Source organism: Bacteroides graminisolvens (genome assembly GCF_963666085.1).
Lineage (GTDB): Bacteria > Bacteroidota > Bacteroidia > Bacteroidales > Bacteroidaceae > Bacteroides > Bacteroides graminisolvens.
In genome coordinates this window covers 3,248,320-3,270,070 of sequence record NZ_OY762556.1, presented here as the reverse complement: position 1 = coordinate 3,270,070, position 21,751 = coordinate 3,248,320, and the positions used below count along the sequence as shown (strand labels likewise).

The following is a 21,751-nucleotide window of genomic DNA, read 5'->3' as shown; positions in this document are numbered from 1 at the left end:
GTTTCTTTTGGAATTTATTTGTTTCTTTGCATATAAAATGCTTAGATATGCCAACATTTGTTCAAGTAATAGAATTTATAGGGACGTTTGCCTTTGCTATAAGCGGCATTCGCCTGGCTTCCGCCAAACAGTTTGACTGGTTTGGGGCTTATGTAGTAGGATTGGCCACTGCCATTGGCGGCGGTACTATTCGTGATGTGTTGCTAGATGTAACTCCTTTCTGGATGACAGACCCGATTTATCTTATTTGTTCGGCTCTGGCTTTGCTTTGGGTTATTTTCTTTGGAAAACTGCTGATTCATCTTCACAATACTTTCTTTTTGTTCGATAGCATCGGCCTGGCTCTTTTTACTGTAGTAGGAGTAGGCAAGACTCTTGCGTTGGGCTATCCTTTCTGGGTGGCCATTATTATGGGTAGCATTACGGGTGCGGCCGGCGGTGTGATTCGTGATGTCTTTATTAATGAGATTCCTTTGATTTTCCGAAAGGAGATTTACGCCATTGCATGTGTGATTGGCGGACTGACTTATTCGGCTTGTGATTATGCCGGTTTAGACCTCATTTTAACACAAATATTGAGCGGATTAAGTGTTTTTGTGGTTCGCATACTGGCCGTTAAATACAAAATTTGTCTCCCGATTTTAAAAGGAACTGATGTTGACTAAACAAATGTTCACGTAAATGAAGCTCCATTTTGATATTTCTACACCCGAGGGCTGACAAATAGCACCTGAAAACTGTTTTTTGTTAGTTTTCACCCCAAATAAAGATGGATTTTCCCTTGCTTTTCTTAGCAAAAAGTTTTATACTTGCATTCAGAGAATCAACAACATAATATTCACTTATAAAAACAGCAAAGTATGAAAAGTTTAAGCTTCAAAAAAGATTTAATAGGAATTCAGGAAGAATTGCTTCGCTTTGCATATAAATTAACTGCCAATCGCGAAGAAGCAAATGATTTGTTGCAAGAGACTTCATTAAAGGCATTAGATAATGAAGATAAGTATATACCGGATACAAACTTTAAAGGTTGGATGTACACCATCATGCGTAACATCTTTATTAATAACTATCGTAAGATTGTACGCGATCAAACGTACGTTGACCAGACCGATAACTTGTATCACCTGAATTTACCACAAGATTCCGGATTCGAAAGCACTGAAGGAGCTTACGATCTAAAAGAAATGCATCGCATAGTTAATGCATTGCCTAAAGAATATAAAGTACCTTTTTCTATGCACGTGGCCGGATTTAAGTACAGGGAAATTGCCGAAAAACTCGATCTGCCTTTGGGTACGGTGAAGAGTCGCATATTCTTTACCCGTCAGAGATTGCAGCAAGAGCTTAAAGACTTTGTGTAACACCAACGACATCTCTCATAGGTTTTAAGTAAATAAATAGTTTTTATAGTTGAAGCAGCCGGCAAATTTGTCGGCTGCTTTTTTTAATCCATGCAATAATAAGGCCGTTTAAATGGCTTTTTCCTCAATAAATGCCCTAATTGCTTAGTCGACTTGTCAATCTGATAAAATATTCGTATAATATACAAAATATACCTTTTTTAGTTGTCAATATGTTATCTTCTTTTCGTAACTTTGTACCAGAAAACTAACCAATTTATAGAGTACACCCTTTAACCTAAAGCAAATGAAAAAGGAGATTAAATTCAGCCTGGTCTACCGCGACATGTGGCAGTCTTCAGGAAAGTATCAACCGCGTGTAGATCAGTTGGTACGTATTGCTCCATTGATCGTCGAGATGGGTTGTTTTGCCCGCGTAGAGACGAATGGAGGAGCTTTTGAACAGGTGAACCTGCTTTACGGAGAAAATCCTAATAAAGCAGTTCGTCAGTTTACTAAATTTTTTAATGAAGCAGGCATTCAGACTCACATGCTTGATCGTGGTCTTAACGGCTTGCGCATGTACCCGGTTCCGGCCGACGTACGTAAACTGATGTATAAGGTTAAAAAAGCTCAGGGAGTAGATATCACCCGTATCTTCTGTGGGCTGAATGAAGTCAGAAACATCATTCCTTCTATTAAGTATGCACTTGAAGCAGGCATGATTCCTCAGGCAACTCTTTGCATCACTTTCTCGCCCGTTCACACAGTGGAGTATTATGCAGCCATTGCCGACCAGCTTATCGAAGCCGGTGCTCCCGAAATCTGTTTGAAAGACATGGCAGGAATCGGTCGCCCGGGCATGCTGGGACAGCTGACTCGAACCATTAAGGAAAAACATCCGGAAGTGATTATTCAGTATCACGGTCATTCGGGTCCCGGACTCTCTATGGCGTCTATTCTGGAAGTTTGCGAAAATGGTGCCGACATTATCGACGTGGCTATGGAACCTTTATCATGGGGTAAAGTGCACTCGGATGTGATCTCTGTTCAGGCTATGCTAAAGGACAAAGGGTTCCAGGTTCCTGAAATCAACATGAAGGCTTACATGAAAGCTCGTTCAATGACGCAAGAGTTCATTGATGATTTCTTGGGTTATTTCATGGATGCAACCAACAAACACATGTCTTCTTTACTTTTGACGTGTGGTTTGCCCGGTGGTATGATGGGATCTATGATGGCCGACCTTAAAGGTGTTCATGCAGGGATCAACATGATTTTGAGAAGTAAGAACAAACCGGAGTTAACACTCGACGACTTGCTGGTTATGCTTTTCGAAGAAGTTGAATACGTATGGCCTAAGCTTGGTTATCCTCCTTTGGTAACTCCTTTCAGTCAATACGTGAAGAACGTAGCGCTGATGAACATTATGTCGCAAGTCAAAGAGGAACCGCGCTGGAGTATGATTGATAATAATACGTGGGACATGATTTTGGGTAAGAGTGGAAAACTTCCAGGAGCGTTAGCCCCTGAAATCATTGAGCTGGCCAAAGAGAAGGGATTGCAGTTTACTGACGAAGATCCGCAAACTAACTTCCCCGATCAGCTGGATGCTTATAGAGCTGAAATGAAGGAGAATGGTTGGGAATCAGGAGAAGACGATGAGGAATTGTTTGAATTGGCAATGCATGATCGTCAATACCGCGACTACAAATCTGGTGTTGCAAAGAAACGCTTCGAAGAAGAGTTGCAACGTGCCAAAGATGCTGCGTTGGCTTCCAAAGGGTTCTCGGAAGAAGAGGTTCGTAAGTTTAAACGTTCTAAAGCTGAACCTATTACTGCTCTCGAAAAAGGGCGCGTAATTTGGGAGATTGATGTTGAATCAGCTTCTTTAGCTCCATCTGTAGGAAAGGTATACAACCCGGAAGAAACATTCTGTTATATCTCTACCCCATGGGGTACGCATGATAAAATGCTGGCTAACTTCAAAGGACGTATTATTGAGGTTTGTGCTAAGCAAGGCAGTATGGTGAATAAGGGTGATGTGCTTGCTTACATTGAAAGAACAGATCTTGCTTCATAAGAAGAGAGTATCATTTGATAAAATAAAAAAAGGCAGTGAATCAAAATCATTGCCTTTTTTTATTTGGGGTTTGCAAGCATGTACTTTTCACTTCTCAGGAAAAGGAGGCAGCAAACGCATGAGACGTAATATCTGCTGTTGCCTTCTGAGAATATAGGAAGACGGATTGGCCGAATTAAAACGGATAGGGTTGGGGAGGGTTGCGGCTATCAAAGCACATTGGCCTTTGCTCAGCCTAGCTGCCTTCGTGTTGAATTTATATTGGGCGGCAGCTTCTGCACCATAAATACCTTTGCCCATTTCAATGGAATTGAGATAAACTTCCATGATTCGCTCTTTGGACCATGCTAGTTCTATGAGCGCTGTAAAGTAGACTTCAAATCCTTTTCTAATCCATGAGGAACGTGGCCATAAAAAAACATTCTTGGCTGTTTGCTGGCTAATGGTGCTGGCTCCCCTTTTCTTTCTGCGGGTTTCGTTTTCTTTCATGGCCTTTTTTATTTCAACCATATCGAAGCCGTTGTGTGTAGGAAACCGGTTGTCTTCCGATGCTATGACGGCCATTGGCAGATGCTTGGATATTTTTTCTATTGGCACCCATTTGTGTCTGAGTATTGGCTTCTCTCCGTCAATTATTTGTTCTCCACACCTTATTATCATTAGTGGAGTTACGTATACGGGAATGTATTTGTAAGCTACCACTGCAAAAATGGTAGACAAGAAGAAGAAAATCAACATGTTGCGCAGTACGCGGATAACCTTTTTGAAAGTCATACTTGTTTTGCTTTGAGATTAACTGTATTTAAAAAGAGATTTCACAAACCATGCCAACTGATTTTTCAATTGAATAGTTTGTGAAATCTTAATTTTTGCACGATACCGCGTGGTAGATTATCTACCAGCCTCTGCGTTCTTAATCATCTGTTCACTAGCATACATGTAGATTTCTACACGACGATTTTGTTCTGCACTTTGAGCTTCGTTGTATTGTGAATAACCAACGCCTTCAACACTTTTAAATTGTGAGTAGGAAACTCCCGAAGATTGCAGGTAGTTTTTCACTGCTTGTGCACGTTTGGTTGAAACAGTTTGATTAGCTTCGTAGGTACCAACTTTATCAGTGTGACCGATAATGGCAATATCCAAAGTCGGATCAGCTTTCAATATACCGGCAAATTCACTCAATGAACTTTTAGATGAAGCACTTAAAGTTGATGAGTTGAATCCGAAAAGTATACCTGATTCAAAGGTTACTTTAACTGCACTTAAACCGTTAGCATCAGTGATCTTCTCAACATTTGCTCCTTCAATTTTAGCAGCTTCTGCGGCATTCTTATCCATCTTGCGACCAATAAGAGCTCCGGCTGTGCCACCTACTGCCGTACCAATTGCTGCTCCAATGAGTGCACCTTTACCTTTACCGGCAATACCACCGATGATAGCACCTAATGCAGCACCCGAACCGGCACCAATTGCTCCGCCTTTAACTGTGTTACTTGTACCGCAGCTACCAAATACTAAAGCTGCACTTAAGAATAATGCTAAAAATTTAATCTTTTTCATACTTGTTGATTTTACATGTTTTGTTTAGGTCTAAAACAATACAAAGATATAAATAGTTTTTAATTCCGGGACAATTATGAACAAAACAAATTTGTCTTTATAAGGCTGGTTTGTGTAATGTGTTCATTTGCAGGTAGATACATTGTGTATTACTTTGTGCTTTATAAGAACAAACCAAACCGTTAATATTAACCCTTTTAAAATACTTGTAATGCTGATGGCCCACCATATACCATTGACTCCCATCCCTTGCTTAACTAAAAAGATTGCGAGTGGAATTCGCAAATAATTGAGTGCAATGCTGATTATTGCGGGAGGTATCGTTTTTCCTATTCCGTAAAAAACGCCTTGCATGGTAATCTCAAGCATCATAAATAACTGTGAATATCCCATGATGAGAAGATATTCTCCTCCGGCTAGGTATGCTTTGGGTTCCGGAACGAAGACTGAGAATACCTCTTTACCGAAACAGATAAAAAGCAAGGTGCAGAATGTTCCGAATATAAATGTCATCCAAAGAGTTGTATGCCAAGCTTTAACTACGCGGTGAGTTTGTCCGGCTGCATAATTCTGAGCAATAAATGCACCTAATCCTGTCGAAAATCCTTGTGAAGTATTCCAGGTGATTGCCTCAATCTGTCCGCCTGTAGTCAACGACATTAATCCGATATGGCCACCCACCGCAGATGCGGTACGGCCCAAGAACATATTTACAAAAGCAAATAATGTATTAAAGCCTGCTACGGGTACACCTAATTTTAAGATTCGTTGGGTATACTTCTTCTGGAGTTTACATATAAAGGGAAAGTAACCAAATAGTCTGTTCTTATACCTTAATTGATATACGAAAAGTAGGAAAACAAATCCTTGAGCAATCCAAGTGGCATAAGCCGCTCCGTCAGTCCCTAACCGTAACCCGAAAATAAATAAGGGATCGAGCGCGATATTAAGAATTAACCCAGTTCCGCTTATATAAAAAGGTATTTTACTTCTTCCGGCAGCATTATAAATTCCCGTAAATGCGGCAGAGAGAAAAGTGAATGGTAATGCAGTGGACACAATCCGCAGGTACGAGACGGCATTTTCTGAAATGCTTGCTTCCAACTCATAAATTTGAATAATGAAATGTGCCCCTCCAAAAAGTATAGTTCCCCAAATGACTGATATAATTAATGCTATGGAGATATTATGACTGGCAAACTTTCTGGCGTCATCAAAGTTTTGGGCACCAATTGACTGCCCAACACTTACTTCAGATCCTACCTTATTTAATAAGGCGATGGAACTCGACATCCAAATAAGGATTCCCACAGCTCCAACAGCTGCTGCTGCTTCACTACCAATTCGGCCTACCCATGCCATGTCAGTCAGGCTATATGCCATTTGAATGAATGAAGTAGCCATAATAGGCATTGCCAAATTGAACAATTGGCTTCGTATGGGGCCCTGAGTTAGATTCTTTATTCCTGTATTCATATAAGTGCTTGTACTACACTCTCGAGTATTGCTTTATGAGAGTGTTTTTGAAATGCCTGCAAAGGTAGTTAAATTAATGTTTTATACCAATCTATTTTTTTTTATAAGTTTTTCACCTTAAGTGATTACATAATAAAAAGGTATTCGTCATAACTAATGAAACTCTAAAAACAACTAATATAAATTTAAGAAGATGAAAGCCCGATTTGCCTTATTACTAGTGCTTTATCTCTTTTTCGGTTTAGCTGTGGAAGCGGGTACACTCTCTAACTCAAAAAAGAGAAGTGTACGCCCGTATAAAATTGCTGTATGTGATTGGATGGTTCTGAAGCGTCAGAAAATAGGTGTCTTTGAATTGGTAAAGGTCTTGGGAGCAGACGGCGTTGAACTTGATATGGGAGGACTCGGAAAGCGAGATTCATTCGATAATAAATTGAGGCAATCTCATTTTCAGGTACTTTTTAATGATAAGGCAAAAGAATATAAATTAGAAGTGCCTTCAATCGCTATGTCGGGTTTTTACGCTCAATCATTCGTTGACAGGACCAACTATGTTGATTTGGTAGCCGATTGCCTTAATACGATGAAAGTGATGGGTGCTAAAGTGGCTTTCTTACCTTTGGGAGTTCAGTGCGATTTGAATAAACGCCCGGAAATACGTCCCGAACTCGTAAAAAGACTTAAGCGTGTGGGTGATATGGCATGGAAAGAAGGACTCGTAATAGGTATAGAGACTTCGCTTGATGCTAAAAATGAATTAGCTTTGCTGCGTGAAATCAATTCCAAGGGAATTAAGATATACTATAATTTTCAAAATGCTCTTGTGAATGGTCGGAATTTATATAATGAACTTCAATTGTTAGGCAAAGATAATATCTGCCAGATTCATTGTACCGATACCGATGGTGTGTTACTGAAAAACAATACTCGTTTGGATATGGCTAAAGTAAAACGAACGCTCGACCGAATGAAGTGGAGAGGTTGGTTGGTGGTTGAAAGATCACGTGATAATAAAGATGTGCATAACGTAAAGAGGAATTACGGAATGAACGTTGAATACTTGAAACGTATTTTTAAATAATAATATGAAAAGTAAAGTTGTTAATAATTTGTTTAATTTAAAATTTAATCTATGAATTATGAAGAGTAAATTTAAAAATCTAGGTAATCTCTGTTGCCTGTTGATGTTTCTCTTTGTTGTTTCTTGTGCTAATGGCATTGATGATAACGAACGATTTTCGGGAGGTGTGACAAATGCTCAATTGGAATCACCCGAAATCAATGAGAATTGTTTTTCAACACTGGCTAATTCTGATGGATCAGAGAGTGTTAAGGTTACATGGCCTCTTGTTTATGGTGCCGGAGGTTATTTGTTTAGTCTAAGTATAGTGGATGATCCTTCTAATCCTATAGTAGTTGTTAAAGACAGTATAGTTGATGGCTGTTCTGTTATCTTTGACAAACTGGAAGATACCAAGTATCAAGTTAGCGTAAAAACATTAGGTAATGATAACTTGAATAATAAGGAAGCAGCATCTGCTACTGTATATGCTTATTCTACTTTGGTTCCTGCGGTTACTATCCCGGAGGGAACAGACATAGCCGAGTATATTATGGCTAACTTGCAATCAAGTACGCAAGAACAGGGATTTGAGCTTTTAGCTGGTAAAACTTATACATTGAATGGTCTTGTTGATTTTGATTTGAATACAGTTACTTTCCGCGGCGATAAAACAAACAGACCGACTGTTATTGTTGGCCCTTCAGGTGGTTTGATGACTCAAGGTGGTTTGAAAGTGAAATTTATTAATTTCGATTGTACGGAAATGACTCAGATCGGAATCCTTACATTAAGTGGCACTCCTTCTGAAACGATTTCAACTACCACGTTAGGCTACATTGCCGATGGTGCTAATCAAAGCGGTTATGTTATTGAGAATCCTGTTATTTTTCAAGAATGTAATTTCAAAAATATAAAGAACAGCTTCCTCTACGGTAATGCTAAAAATTGGAGTTTGCGCGATTTTAGAATTACTGATTGTATTGTACAACTTGATAACTCAAGTTCTAATCCTGTTATTAACTTACAAGGAGCAAGCAACGGTCTTATTAAAAACCTGACAATTAAAAATAATACTTTCTATAATTTAAGTGATAATAGTTCTGCTTACTTTATTCGTTATAGTAATTCAAGTAACGCCCAGCCTAAGAAAATTTTTGGTAACTCGGGCAATTCTTCTACTTTTGAAATTTCCTATAATACATTTAGTAAGACGATGAATGGTAAAGATTTTGCTAACAATTTGGCAAATACTAATACATTGGTATTTAACGTTCATCATAATATATTCTACGACACATACCGATTAAATAAATTATTGTCTTCTCAGGGTAAAATATACACAGAAGGTAATACGATATTTGGCGTTTTAAAGACTGTAGACTCAAGTGATACAACAAAAAAAGATGCAAGTGGTAATTATTATGCTATTCTAGAAGATCCGCAGTTTGCCGGACCAATAAACACTGCATTTGATTTGTCACAAGACAATGGTGGCGTTAATTTCACACCGGCAGGTCTTGTCGCTCTTCAATACAAGAGTGGTGACCCTCGTTGGTATGGAGAATAATTATATGAACTACAAATATTAATGCTATAATAATGAAATATAATAATAGTATAAACAAAATGTGGTTGGGTGTTTTGCTGATGTTTGTCATGACTTTATCTGCTTACGCACAGAAAACCCAAACGTATAAAGGAGTTGTTCTTGATGAAACGGAACAACCTGTTATTGGAGCGGCTGTAAAAGTCGTAGGTACAACCATCGGTGTGATTACTGATTTTGATGGTAAGTTCTCTTTGCAAGTTCCTGAGGGTAAAGTTGTAGAAGTAACTTTTGTTGGGTACGCTCCACAAAAGATTTCTGATTTGAAAAAGACAACTATTATCTTAAAAGAAGATGCACAATTACTGGATGAAGTTGTAGTGGTTGGTTATGGAACCCAAAAGAAAGCACATTTAACGGGAGCTATTGCAACCGTTCCAATGGACGATATTCAAGACTTGTCAGGTGGTGGTTTAGCTTCTTCATTGAGCGGTATGGTGAATGGTTTAAGTGTTAGCGGTGGACAATCTCGTCCGGGTGAGAATGCCCGTATCTATATTCGTGATACAAATTCTCTCGGTGAGGTAGGTAGTACAGCTCAGGAACCTTTGTATGTAATTGACGGTTACATTTATCCTAATGATGTGAAAATCGGTAATTCGACTGAGAACCTGGGTGCTACTGCTTTTAATAATTTGGATCCTTCAGTGATTGAAAGCATTTCCGTGTTGAAGGATGCTGCGGCAGCTGTGTATGGAGCTCGCGCAGCGAATGGTGTAATTTTAGTAACCACTAAAAAAGGACAATTGGGTGCGCCTCAAATTTCATATAGTGGTACCTTTGGTCTTGCTGACGAAGTATCTCGTCCTAAGATGTTAAGTGCATATAATTATGGTAGACTATATAATGCCATGGCTGATGCTGATCCTACAGTTACTTCTTTGAATCGTACTACTGGTTTGTATCAGGCCGATGAATTGGAAGCAATGAAAGGTCTAAACTATGACTTGCTTGATAAATACTGGAAGACTGCTTTCACTATGAAGCATGGTGTGAACATTAGTGGAGCAACAGAAAAAGCAAACTATTTTGCTGATATTTCATATTTCACTCAAGATGGCAACTTAGGAAAACTTGATTACAATCGTTGGAACTACCGTGCCGGTGTTGATGTTAAGGTTAGCAAATGGTTAAAAGCAAACCTCACAGTTTCTGGTGATTATGGAAAGAAAAATACACCGAATGTAAAAGTAGGTGGTACTAGTGATGAAAAAGATTATAATTTGTTGCTTACCCGTCCTTATTACATACCGGAAGAGGTAAATGGTAATCCAATTGCTGCTTATGGTATTAGTAATACAGAAGCCAATGGTAATCAAAACTATTCATATTCAGTACTACAAAATTCAGGTGACTACAGTCGTAATATGACTTCAAACCTGAGTGTTAATGGTAGTGTAGAATATGATTTTGGTTGGAATGAAATATTAAAAGGGCTGAAGTTTAAATTTTCTTATTCTAAGAGTATAAATTCGGATAAGAATAACCAATATGGTTCAGAATACACTCTCTATCGTTTGATTAACCGTTCGGGCAGTGGTTCTCACCTGTATACTCCAGTTTCGGGTCAAGATTATGATGGCATCATTTCTGAAGATAATTTCCGTAGCATGACAATCTCTAACGGGTCACCTTCTTATTTGTCTCGTAACATGAACCGCACTGATAACTATCAGGTAAACTTTACTGCATCATACGCACGTAATTTTGGTGCACATCATTTAGGTGGATTATTTTCTATCGAAAAGTCAGAAGCAGAAAGTGAATACTTGTACGGATACGTATCTGATCCTTATGAATTTACAACCGGTCAGTCTAATTCTGCCGAGGCGAATACAATGACTACTACGTTTACTCGTTCGGAGTCTGGTACTATGTCATACATCGGACGTTTGAATTATGCTTATGCAGACAGGTATTTGTTTGAAGTATTGTTACGTTCAGATTCGTCAACTAAGTTTGCGCCTGAAAACTATTGGGGATTGTTCCCTTCTGCTTCTTTGGGTTGGATTATTTCACAAGAAAGTTGGATGGAAAAATTTAAATGGGTGGATTATTTAAAAGTACGCGCTTCATTTGGTTTAACCGGTCGTGACAATACTGCACCCTGGCAATGGATGCAGGTATACGCTCAGGATGCCAATAAAGGACCTATGTTTGGTACTAGCATTAGTAATAGTACAGACAATCGTATAACTATTAATAAGAATAATTCGGCTGTAAACCGTGATGTTCATTGGGATAAATCATATAAAGCTAACTTTGGTGTTGATTTAACGACTTTGAATAATCGTTTAGCATTGAATTTAGATGCTTATTATGTTCAGAACCGTGAAATGTTGATGAATATTTCTCAATCTGTTCCCGGTATTGTAGGTACTCAGTCAGCTGCAACTAATTTGGGTGAAATGGATAATTACGGTGTGGAATTATCTGCTACATGGAGAGATAAGATAGGGAAAGACTTCAAATATAAGATTGGTATCAATACCGGTTATACGGATAATAAGGTACTTGTAATGGACTGGGAAACAGAATATCTTTACCGTCAAATTACTAAGAATCATCGCTCTGATATAGGTACTTGGGGCATGCAATGTATTGGTATGTTCCGTAGTTTTCAAGATATTGAAGAATATTTCGCAAAATACAATATCACCTCTTACATGGGTATGACAAAAGATAAAGTTCGTCCCGGAATGTTGATGTACAAAGATGTTCGTGGTGCTCAGCAGTCTGATGGATCGTACGCGGCTCCGGACGGTATTGTTGATAAAGATAATGATCAGGTTCGTTTATCCAATCGTTCTAATCCTTACGGCTTCACTACTAATTTAAGTGCTGAGTGGAAAGGACTTTCAATAACAGCCCAAATCAATGCAAGCTGGGGTGGATATAGTATGATTCCTTCGGCTGCCTTGAAACCTGGTACTGGTATTGAATATACTAATATGCCTTCTTTCTGGAACCCTGATAACATGTTTGTTTACAATGATATTTACGATGGTTCAGGAAACTTGGTAATGGCTGCTAATCGTGATGCTGAATTGCCAAACTTGAATTATTCAAGTGTAAATAGTGTAGCTTCTACGTTTTGGAGAGTAAGTGGTACTCGTGTGCAGTTGAATCGTCTCACATTGGCTTATGCTATTCCTTCAAAGTATACTAAGATGGCAGGAATTCAGAGCTGTCGACTTAATGTAACAGGACAGAATTTATTAAGTTTGTACAACCCATATCCAGATAATTTTATCGATCCGATGTATAGTTATGGAAGCTATCCTACACTAAGAAAAATTACTATAGGTGTTAATCTTACATTTTAAACGAAGTTGATAATGAAAAGAAATAATATAAAATTACTTAGTCAGGTTCTGATTTCAGCTTTTGTTCTATCTTCCTGTAGCGACAGCTTCTTGGAAGATAAAAAGAACTATGACAATGTGAATGCTGGGATCTATGATTATTATAGCGGAGCTAATGCTCGTGTGAGTGATGTCTATTCATGGTCATTACCCGATCCTAATTCTGACGCAAACTGGAAATCTAACTGTACCGGAAATGCGGATGATCAATCAAAATCAACAGAAGAGTATAGTGGTTTTGGAGCATTTGTAAATCCACAGGCTGAAATGACGGTTATGGGTGGAACTAAAGTACAAGATTTCTTCCATAATCAGGCAAACAACATTCAGGCTTCTGTATGGGGACGCATTCGTAACATCAATGATGTAATCAGGGGTATTACTGAGGGTGCATTATCACAAGAAGAAAAAGATAAGTTGTTAGGTCAAGTTTACTTTTTCCGTGCATGGTGTTACTACAACTTGGTAAAATGGTATGGTGGTGTACCCATTGTGAAAGATGTGCTGGAGCCAATAGAATCTTCAATTGTTCCTCGTTCTTCAGCAAAAGCATGTATTGAGTTCATTTGTGAAGACTTAGATAAATCTGCAGAGATGTTGTCAGCAGCAACTACAAGTGGTGGTTGGTCATCAAGTGAAGATTGGGGGCGTGTTACTTCCGGTACTGCTTTGGCGCTAAAAGGACGTGTTTTGTTGCTATGGGCGAGCCCTATGTTCAACAGAGCCAATGACGTTACTCGTTGGAATACCGCTTATGAAGAAATAAAGAAATCAATACCGGTTCTTAATGCGTGTGGTTACGATTTGTTCCAAACTAGCAATAATGTGAATGGATCTGATTTCGCTGCTTTATTCTCAACCGTAAAAAGCTCTGAAGCTGTATTTGTAACTCTTTTTAATACAGTGCAAACAGGAGATGGCATGAAGAATAATAGCTGGGAGCGTGGCATACGTCCTAAAAACTCAACAGGTAGTGGCAAAGAAGCTTCTGCCATGATGGTAGATATGTTCCCGATGGCTGATGGAAAGAAACCTGCGCTTACTAATACGTATAATAAGTTAGAAGGTTCAGAGTATACTTATGATGAAAATTATCCGTTTATGAACCGTGATCCACGTTTCTACCGTACGTTTGCATTCCCGGGTGTACGTTGGGCTTATTCAGGTGATCCGACTGCTGCCGATCCCGATAATCCTTCATACGGTAGCGGTAAAAATTATGAGTTGTGGAACTATGTATGGTATACCAGCCTTGATGATCAGGGAAATGCTGAAAGTGGCAATTCTTATGGTGCTGATAACTTATTGACAAGCAAAAAGGGTTTATACGTACGTAAACGTTCCGATGATTTGGATGTAAATACTAGCCCTTTATATACTTGGGCGGCAACTGATAATAACGGAGGTTTTGCTTATTCTGCATCTCCTTACCTTGAAATTCGCTATGCGGAAGTATTGCTTAATTATGCAGAAGCTGCTTGCGGTGCCGGTCACATGAGTGAAGCTGTTGAGCAGTTGCAGAAAATTCGTACTCGTGCAGGTTATACTGCTGCTAACAATTATGGATTGCAAACTGATTTGGCTGCAGATCAGGCAGCTTGTATGTCGGCAGTTCTTTATGAACGTCAAATAGAGTTGGCTTACGAAGGAAAACGTTTTGATGATCTTCGTCGCTGGATGTTATTTGATGGTGGTACAAGCCAAGCCGACGGAGCTCCTAGCACATGGACCTTGACTGGATGGGGTGGTAATACATGTACTTACCTAGGATTCAAACCATTGAATGGCCAACGTCGTGAAAATATGGAATTCCGTGTACAGGATTCTTATGGAGTAGGTGGTACTACAAAAGATTCAGATCCATTGGTTAAAGCCGGTGTAACTCGTCCTGCTGCTGTTGATTACCGCAAAGAACTGACTACTCAGCTTGAACAATTGAAAGAGTTTTATGCAGGAAAGTTGGTTCGTAAGTTAAAGAAGGGTGACGCTCGTGATCAAAATCATGTTGATTTGACTATGCAATTCTATCCGAAGTATTACTTCTTAGGTTTTGCACAAGGAGCGCAGAACAGCAATAAAGATCTGTTGCAAACTATTGGTTGGGAAGATTATAACAATGCCGGAGCAAACGGAACATTCGATCCGCTGGCAGAATAATTTTAGATTAGAATCATTAAGTGAATAGAAAAGGATTGGGATACTTTGTAAGAAGTACCCAGTCCTTTTTTTATTATATGTTTGCCGATTAATACTACCTTCTGATTCATTAAATAATAAAAAAACTCCTCGTCACCGATTACAAATCTCCCTGAAAATAGTCTAATAAATAAGTGAACTAAAAACTCAATACTGAAAATATGAGAAAAAGATGGATTTTTGTGATTTGTGCCATTGCTTTGATGGCGCCGGTCAGCGTAGTTAAGGCACAGTATCCTCAGGAACCGAAAGAGGTGAAAGAGGCTGTGAAGAAAAGGATGGATGAAGAGTACAAACTTTCAGACGAAGCTTGGGAAAAGGCTCTTCCTACTATCGAAAAAGAAGCAAAAGAAGGAAAACCTTATATTCCTTGGGCAGCAAGACCAACTGATCTTCCTCAGGCTAAAATACCTTCTTTCCCGGGTGCCGAAGGTGGTGGTATGTTCAGTTTCGGAGGCCGTGGAGGTAAAGTGATTACGGTTACCAATTTGAATGACCGTGGACCCGGATCTTTCCGTGAGGCTTGCGAAACAGGTGGAGCACGTATCATTGTTTTTAATGTTTCAGGTGTTATCCGTATTAAAACCCCTATCATTGTACGCGCACCTTACGTTACAATTGCCGGACAAACAGCTCCGGGTGATGGTGTTTGTATTGCAGGTGAGTCATTCTGGGTAAACACACACGATGTTGTGGTACGTCACATGCGTTTCCGTAGAGGAGAAACCAATGTAGGTCGTCGTGACGATGCATTTGGCGGTAACCCGGTGGGTAACATCATGATTGACCACTGCTCATGTACTTGGGGGTTGGATGAAAACATCTCATTCTATCGTCACATGTTCAGTCCGGGTGCCGATTACAAAGACCTGAAGTTGCCTACAGTAAACGTAACTATACAGAATACAATCTCTGCAAAAGCACTCGATACATATAACCATGCATTTGGTAGTACGTTGGGAGGAGAGAATTGTTCTTTCATGCGTAACCTTTGGGCAAGCAATGCCGGACGTAACCCGTCAATTGGTTGGAATGGTATCTTTAACTTCGTGAACAATGTAACCTATAACTGGGTGCACCGTTCGGTTGATGGTGGTGACTATACCGCACTTTACAACATGATTAATAACTACTTCAAACCAGGTCCGTTGACTCCGAAAAACACGCCTGTGGGACACCGTATTTTGAAACCGGAATCGGGTCGTAGCAAATTGGGATATTATGTATTTGGTCGTGTTCATGCCAGCGGTAATATCATGGAAGGTTATGATGCCATTACCAAAGACAACTGGGCAGGTGGTATTCAGGTTCAGGAGCAAGCAAATACAGATGGTTATACTGAAAATATGAAGTGGGATGAGCCTTTCCCAATGCCTCACTTAACTATTATGCCTGCCAAAGATGCTTATAAGTATGTGTTGAAGAACGCAGGAGCAACCATACCAAGCCGTGACATCGTCGATGAAAGAATAGTTGAAGAAGTTGAAACCGGAAAACCTTATTACGTAGAAGGTTTGGATCCTAATTCATTCTACCAATTTCAACATCGTCGTTTACCCAATGATTCTTATAAAAAAGGTATCATTACTGACATCAGTCAGGTAGGTGGTTATCCTGAATACAAAGGTACTCCTTATGTGGATACTGATGGTGACGGAATGCCCGATGCATGGGAAAAAGCCAATGGGCTGAACCCGAACGATTCTTCAGATGCAGTTAAAGACTGCACCGGCGACGGATACACGAACATTGAAAAATATATCAATGGTATCAGCACAAAGAAGAAAGTTGACTGGACAAACCTGAAGAACAACCACGATACGTTGGCTAAGAAAGGTAAATTAATGTAATGATAAACCCGATGAAAATGAAAGTGATTCACCTTTTCTTTTGCTTCCTTTTCGTAGCTGTGGCTTCGGCTCAGGCTATTGATCTGGATAAGCAAAACCGTGATCCTAAATATGTGGAATCTATCGTTGGCAGATCGCAGAAGATTGTCGACAAGCTTGGTATCGCTGATAAAACAGTTCAGCAAGAGGTTTGCAACATCATTGCTAACCGTTACTTTGAGCTTAATGACATTTACGAAAAACGTGATGCTAAAGTAAAGCAGATCAAAGAATCGGGAATTACCGGTACGGCTAAGCAGGAAGCGCTGAGCGCTGCTGAATTTGAGAAAGACGCAGCTTTGTATCGCTCGCATTTTGCTTTCCCTGCTAACCTTTCATTGTTCCTCAATGAAAAACAAATTGAGCAGGTGAAAGACGGTATTACTTTCGGGGTTGTTAAGGTGACTTACACAGCAACTTTGGATATGATTCCATCTTTGAAACAGGAAGAAAAGGAACAAATATATGCCTGGTTAGTTGAAGCACGCGAGTTTGCACTCGATGCCGAGAGCTCAAACAAAAAGCACGAAGCATTTGGCAAGTACAAAGGACGTATCAACAACTATCTTTCAAAAAGAGGATATGACCTCGTAAAAGAGAGAGAAGCTTGGTATAAACGTATCAAGGAAAAAGAGGCACAGAAAAAATAACTTAGTTTAATTCTGTTTTTTATGTGAAGAAGGAGCGTTCTGTGTATGCAGAGGCTCCTTCTTCTTTTATACGTTAATCAATTTACCTGTTTTTTTATCTCCTTTCGTGCTTGTCAATTGAGTACACAATGGCTACTTCTACGTCTTTTTTACTAAATAGAATAAATTCGAATCAGATAAAAATACAAGTATGAATAAGCCCTTCATTTTGTGGATTACATTTTTCTTGTTTATGTTCGTTTCTTGTAAACAGGAAAAAGACTATTACGTTTTCACTTCTTTTCATGAACCTGCTACCGATGGTCTGCGTTTTCTCTATAGCGCTGATGGCGTTCATTGGGATAGCATTGCAGGCACGTGGCTGAAACCGGAAATTGGCAAGCAGCAGATTATGAGAGATCCGTCGATGGTACAAACGCCCGACGGAACATTTCATTTGGTGTGGACTACAAGTTGGAAGGGCGATTTAGGTTTTGGTTATGCATCTTCAAAAGACCTTATTCACTGGTCAGAGCAGAAAATGATTCCGGTTATGGCTCATGACACGACTACGGTTAATGTATGGGCTCCCGAGATTTTTTATGATGATGAACAGCAACAATTCATGGTTGTTTGGGCATCGTGCGTACCCAATCGTTTTCCTCGTGGAGTAGAGGAGGTGAAGAACAATCATCGCCTGTATTACATTACCACTAAAGATTTCAATACGGTGTCCGAAACTAAGTTGCTTTATGATCCCGGTTTCAGCAGCATTGATGCCGTTATAGTAAAAAGAGCCGCCAAAGATTACGTCATGGTTCTGAAAGACAATACCCGCGCAAACCGTAACTTGAAGATAGCCTTTGCTTCATCTCCTTACGGACCTTATTCCGAGGCATCGGCAGCGTTCACCGAACCTTTTGTTGAGGGTCCTACGGTTGAAAAGGTAGGCGATGATTATATGATTTATTTTGATGTTTATAAAAAGAAGATATATGGTGCCGTGAAAACACGTGATTTTATTAATTTCACTAACGAAACGGCCCACATCAGTGTTCCTCAGGGGCATAAGCATGGAACCATTTGCAAGGTTCCCAAAGCTATTGTCGACGGGTTAATTAAGAATCAGAAGTAATAAACACCTAACGTATAAACCATGAAATATATCAGTCAATCTTTACTTGCTCTGGCAATGGGCTGTTTGGCAGCCTTACCTGCTTCTGCTCAGAATAAAATTCATTATACGGGAACCGAACTGGCTAACCCGGCTTATCACGACGGACAACTTAGTCCGGTGGTGGGGGTGCATAACATTCAGATTATGCGTGCCAACCGTGAATTTCCCGATTCATCGAATGGTAACGGGTGGACTTACAATCACCAGCCGATGCTGGCTTATTGGAACGGACAGTTTTATTATCAATACTTGTGTGATCCGGTTGATGAGCACGTGCCACCTTCGCACACGGTGCTGATGACTTCAAAGGACGGCTATCATTGGACCAATCCGCAAATCGTATTTCCCGAGTACAAGGTGCCCGACGGATACACCAAAGCCGGTCGTCAAGACGTGGCAAAGAACCTGATTGCTATTATGCATCAACGTGTAGGGTTTTATGTTTCCAAATTGGGTAAGCTCATCACCATGGGTAACTACGGCGTAGCGATGGATAAAAAAGACGATCCCAATGATGGTAACGGCATTGGTCGTGTGGTACGCGAAATAAAGAAAGACGGTACTTACGGACCCATTTACTTCATCTACTACAATCACGGTTTTAATGAAAAGAACACCGCTTTTCCCTATTTCAAACGAAGCAAGGATAAGGCATTTGTGAAAGCTTGCCAAGAGATACTCGATAATCCGCTTTATCGTATGCAATGGGTGGAAGAGGCCGATCGCAATGATCCTATCATTCCTCTGAACAAAGAATACAAAGCGTTTAACTACTATACTCTTCCCGATGGGAAAATTGCCTGTTTGTGGAAGCATGCACTGACTTCCATCAGCGAAGACGGAGGCAATAACTGGGCTGAGCCGGTATTGCGTGCCAAAGGTTTTGTGAATAGCAATGCTAAAATATGGGGACAACGTTTAAGCGACGGTACGTATGCAACCGTATACAACCCGTCGGAATTCCGTTGGCCGCTCGCTATATCATTGAGTAAAGACGGTTTGGAGTACACCACGCTCAACTTGGTTCACGGTGAAATTACCCCCATGCGTTACGGTGGTAACTATAAATCATACGGTCCGCAATACGTTCGCGGCATTCAGGAAGGCAACGGCACACCGAAAGACGGTAATCTGTGGGTTGCTTACAGTGTGAATAAGGAAGATATGTGGGTTTCACGCATTCCGGTTCCGGTCAAGCTAAAGGCCGCTGCACATGCCGATGATGATTTCTCACAATTTACCGAACTAGCACAGCTAACCGATTGGAATATCTATTCTCCCGTATGGGCACCTGTGTCGCTCGATAAAAACTGGTTGCTGTTGCAAGACAAAGATCCGTTTGACTATGCCAAGATAGAACGCAAGATTCCTGCAACGAAGGAACTGAAAGTAGCCTTTGATTTGCAGGCCGGTCAAAACGATAAAGGCACACTTCAAATTGAATTTCTTGATGAGAACGGCATTGCCTGTTCACGTTTGGAACTGACGGCCGATGGCGTTTGTCGTGCTAAGGGTGGCTCACGTTTCGGTAACATCATGAAATATGAAGCGGGCAAAACATACCATGTTGAAGCCTTATTGTCTGTGGCTAACAGAAGCATTCAGGTATTTGTTGACGGAAAGAAGGTGGGTACACGTATGTTCTATGCTCCCGTTGCTGCTATTGAGCGAATAGCTTTCCGTACGGGTGAGCTGAGACAATTCCCTACACCGGAAACACCGGCCGATCAGACTTACGACCTGCCCAATGCCGGCGCGCAAGATGCTTTGAGCACTTTCCGTGTAGCCAACTTCAAAACCTCTTCGACCGATGTGGATGCAACCGCTGCTTTCCTGAAGTACGCTACTTTCAGCCATTATGCTGATTACTTCAACAACATGGAAGATGAAAACATCGCTCAGGCTATTCCTAACTCGGAAGCATCGGCCTGGATGGAACAGAATATTCCGTTGTTTGAATGTCCTCAGAAGAATTTCGAAGAGATGTATTACTACCGTTGGTGGAGCCTGCGTAAGCACATCAAAAACACTCCGGCAGGTTATGGAATGACCGAGTTCTTGGTCAATCGTACCTATGCCGATAAGTATAACCTCATTGCCTGCGCCATAGGTCACCACATTTATGAGAGTCGCTGGTTGAGAGATCCGAAGTATCTGGATCAGATTATACATACCTGGTACCGCGGTAACGAAGGCGGACCGATGAAGAAGATGAATAAATTCAGTTCATGGAATGCAGATGCCATTTACAACCGTTTCTTGGTTGATGGCGATAAAGACTTTCTGCTCGATATGATGACCGATTTGGATACCGAATACAAACGTTGGGAAAGCACCAACCGCCTGAAAAATGGTTTGTACTGGCAGGGTGATGTGCAAGACGGCATGGAAGAATCGATCAGTGGCGGTCGCCGCAAGCAATATGCTCGTCCTACCATCAATAGCTATATGTACGGTAATGCCAAAGCGCTTTCAAACATGGGGTTGCTGGCTGGCAATGAAGGTATTGCCATGAAGTATGACTTGAAGGCTGATACCTTGAAGCAGTTGGTTGAAGGCAAATTGTGGAACGAGCGTCATCAGTTCTTTGAAACCATGCGCACAGATTCTTCTGCCAATGTGCGCGAAGCTATCGGTTACATTCCTTGGTATTTCAATTTGCCCGATGCACGCAAGCATGATGTGGCTTGGAAGGAAGTCATGGACGAAAAAGGTTTCTTGGCTCCTTACGGTATGACTACTGCCGAACGTCGTCACCCCGAGTTTCGTACCCGTGGTGTGGGCAAGTGCGAGTGGGATGGAGCTATCTGGCCTTTCGCTTCGGCTCAAACGCTTACGGCTATGGCCAACTTTATGAATAACTATCCGCAAACGGTGCTCACTGACAGTGTGTACTTCCGTCAGATGGAATTGTATGTGGAATCTCAATACCACCGTGGTCGTCCGTATATTGGTGAGTACCTCGATGAAGTTACCGGCTATTGGTTGAAAGGTGATCAGGAGCGTTCACGTTATTACAATCACTCTACCTTCAACGATTTGGTGATTACCGGTTTAGTAGGTTTACGTCCGCGTACAGACAACACAATTGAAGTGAATCCGTTGATACCGGAGGGCAAGTGGAACTGGTTCTGCCTGGACAATGTATTGTATCACGGCCACAACATTTCTATTGTTTGGGACAAGGACGGATCTCGTTATCATGCAGGCAAGGGTCTTCGTGTATATGTGAATGGCAAACTGGTGGGACAATCCGACCGTTTGCAGCGACTGGTATGCAAGGATGTTTTGAACTAATCAGCATTTATGGGCTATAGCAATAAAATAATAGTATGTTTTTTTATCGGGTTGCTTTACTCTT

14 protein-coding genes are annotated in these 21,751 nt (G+C 40.6%); 11 read left to right on the top strand and 3 right to left on the bottom strand.

The window, feature by feature from the left end; genetic code table 11:
- The first annotated feature begins 47 nt into the window (after positions 1-47).
- The 3 genes from ACKPCE_RS13730 to ACKPCE_RS13720 all read left to right on the top strand — a co-directional run bounded on the left by ACKPCE_RS13730 (position 48) and on the right by ACKPCE_RS13720 (position 3,426).
- Positions 48-665 carry a trimeric intracellular cation channel family protein gene (locus ACKPCE_RS13730; RefSeq protein WP_319505603.1) on the top strand — a complete coding sequence of 206 codons (618 nt, stop codon included), beginning with the start codon at positions 48-50 and terminating at the stop codon, positions 663-665.
- A 195-nt stretch (positions 666-860) separates the two neighbouring features.
- The gene (locus ACKPCE_RS13725; protein WP_024995771.1) at positions 861-1,364 is read left to right on the top strand and encodes an RNA polymerase sigma factor; all 504 of its coding nucleotides are present in this window, start codon (positions 861-863) and stop codon (positions 1,362-1,364) included.
- 286 nt (positions 1,365-1,650) lie between these two features.
- Complete coding sequence (locus ACKPCE_RS13720) at positions 1,651-3,426, top strand: hydroxymethylglutaryl-CoA lyase-like TIM-barrel protein (protein ID WP_319505602.1); 1,776 nt, start codon at positions 1,651-1,653, stop codon at positions 3,424-3,426.
- Positions 3,427-3,513: 87 nt separating this feature from the next.
- Here ACKPCE_RS13720 and mtgA read toward each other — a convergent pair whose 3' ends face one another.
- The 3 genes from mtgA to ACKPCE_RS13705 form a co-directional block, all read right to left on the bottom strand.
- Positions 3,514-4,200, bottom strand: coding sequence for a monofunctional biosynthetic peptidoglycan transglycosylase (mtgA, locus tag ACKPCE_RS13715; RefSeq protein ID WP_319505601.1), 687 nt, complete (start codon positions 4,198-4,200; stop codon positions 3,514-3,516).
- Positions 4,201-4,317: 117 nt separating this feature from the next.
- Entirely contained in the window at positions 4,318-4,989 is a 672-nt protein-coding gene (locus tag ACKPCE_RS13710) for an OmpA family protein (RefSeq protein WP_319505600.1), read from the bottom strand.
- A 123-nt stretch (positions 4,990-5,112) separates the two neighbouring features.
- A complete protein-coding gene (locus ACKPCE_RS13705) occupies positions 5,113-6,465 on the bottom strand; it encodes an MATE family efflux transporter (protein WP_319505599.1) in 1,353 nt (450 codons plus the stop codon).
- 193 nt (positions 6,466-6,658) lie between these two features.
- Here ACKPCE_RS13705 and ACKPCE_RS13700 point away from each other — a divergent pair, with 193 nt between their 5' ends.
- The 8 genes from ACKPCE_RS13700 (at position 6,659) to ACKPCE_RS13665 (ending at position 21,687) form a co-directional block, all read left to right on the top strand.
- The gene (locus ACKPCE_RS13700) at positions 6,659-7,546 is read left to right on the top strand and encodes a sugar phosphate isomerase/epimerase family protein (RefSeq protein ID WP_319505598.1); all 888 of its coding nucleotides are present in this window, start codon (positions 6,659-6,661) and stop codon (positions 7,544-7,546) included.
- A gap of 58 nt (positions 7,547-7,604) precedes the next feature.
- Positions 7,605-9,095: a DUF4992 family lipoprotein gene (locus tag ACKPCE_RS13695; RefSeq protein WP_319505597.1), complete on the top strand. Its 1,491-nt coding sequence runs from the start codon at positions 7,605-7,607 to the stop codon at positions 9,093-9,095.
- 32 nt (positions 9,096-9,127) lie between these two features.
- Positions 9,128-12,460: a SusC/RagA family TonB-linked outer membrane protein gene (locus ACKPCE_RS13690; RefSeq protein ID WP_319505596.1), complete on the top strand. Its 3,333-nt coding sequence runs from the start codon at positions 9,128-9,130 to the stop codon at positions 12,458-12,460.
- 12 nt (positions 12,461-12,472) lie between these two features.
- Positions 12,473-14,656 (top strand): RagB/SusD family nutrient uptake outer membrane protein, encoded by a 2,184-nt coding sequence (locus tag ACKPCE_RS13685; protein WP_319505595.1) that lies wholly within the window; start codon positions 12,473-12,475, stop codon positions 14,654-14,656.
- Positions 14,657-14,856: 200 nt separating this feature from the next.
- Entirely contained in the window at positions 14,857-16,545 is a 1,689-nt protein-coding gene (locus ACKPCE_RS13680) for a polysaccharide lyase (RefSeq protein WP_319505594.1), read from the top strand.
- 17 nt (positions 16,546-16,562) lie between these two features.
- Positions 16,563-17,234, top strand: coding sequence for a DUF3826 domain-containing protein (locus ACKPCE_RS13675; protein ID WP_276992826.1), 672 nt, complete (start codon positions 16,563-16,565; stop codon positions 17,232-17,234).
- A 190-nt stretch (positions 17,235-17,424) separates the two neighbouring features.
- A complete protein-coding gene (locus ACKPCE_RS13670) occupies positions 17,425-18,348 on the top strand; it encodes a glycoside hydrolase family 43 protein (protein WP_407654998.1) in 924 nt (307 codons plus the stop codon).
- Between the two features lie 21 nt (positions 18,349-18,369).
- A complete protein-coding gene (locus tag ACKPCE_RS13665; RefSeq protein WP_407654996.1) occupies positions 18,370-21,687 on the top strand; it encodes an MGH1-like glycoside hydrolase domain-containing protein in 3,318 nt (1,105 codons plus the stop codon).
- Positions 21,688-21,751: the final 64 nt, after the last annotated feature.

Excerpts from the sequence above, each read along its gene's own strand:
- ACKPCE_RS13730 (WP_319505603.1), top strand. The coding sequence starts at position 48 with ATGCCAACATTTGTTCAAGTAATAGAATTTATAGGGACGTTTGCCTTT.
- ACKPCE_RS13725 (WP_024995771.1), top strand. The coding sequence starts at position 861 with ATGAAAAGTTTAAGCTTCAAAAAAGATTTAATAGGAATTCAGGAAGAA.
- ACKPCE_RS13720 (WP_319505602.1), top strand. The coding sequence starts at position 1,651 with ATGAAAAAGGAGATTAAATTCAGCCTGGTCTACCGCGACATGTGGCAG.
- mtgA (WP_319505601.1), bottom strand. The coding sequence starts at position 4,200 with ATGACTTTCAAAAAGGTTATCCGCGTACTGCGCAACATGTTGATTTTC.
- ACKPCE_RS13710 (WP_319505600.1), bottom strand. The coding sequence starts at position 4,989 with ATGAAAAAGATTAAATTTTTAGCATTATTCTTAAGTGCAGCTTTAGTA.
- ACKPCE_RS13705 (WP_319505599.1), bottom strand. The coding sequence starts at position 6,465 with ATGAATACAGGAATAAAGAATCTAACTCAGGGCCCCATACGAAGCCAA.
- ACKPCE_RS13700 (WP_319505598.1), top strand. The coding sequence starts at position 6,659 with ATGAAAGCCCGATTTGCCTTATTACTAGTGCTTTATCTCTTTTTCGGT.
- ACKPCE_RS13695 (WP_319505597.1), top strand. The coding sequence starts at position 7,605 with ATGAAGAGTAAATTTAAAAATCTAGGTAATCTCTGTTGCCTGTTGATG.
- ACKPCE_RS13690 (WP_319505596.1), top strand. The coding sequence starts at position 9,128 with ATGAAATATAATAATAGTATAAACAAAATGTGGTTGGGTGTTTTGCTG.
- ACKPCE_RS13685 (WP_319505595.1), top strand. The coding sequence starts at position 12,473 with ATGAAAAGAAATAATATAAAATTACTTAGTCAGGTTCTGATTTCAGCT.
- ACKPCE_RS13680 (WP_319505594.1), top strand. The coding sequence starts at position 14,857 with ATGAGAAAAAGATGGATTTTTGTGATTTGTGCCATTGCTTTGATGGCG.
- ACKPCE_RS13675 (WP_276992826.1), top strand. The coding sequence starts at position 16,563 with ATGAAAGTGATTCACCTTTTCTTTTGCTTCCTTTTCGTAGCTGTGGCT.
- ACKPCE_RS13670 (WP_407654998.1), top strand. The coding sequence starts at position 17,425 with ATGAATAAGCCCTTCATTTTGTGGATTACATTTTTCTTGTTTATGTTC.
- ACKPCE_RS13665 (WP_407654996.1), top strand. The coding sequence starts at position 18,370 with ATGAAATATATCAGTCAATCTTTACTTGCTCTGGCAATGGGCTGTTTG.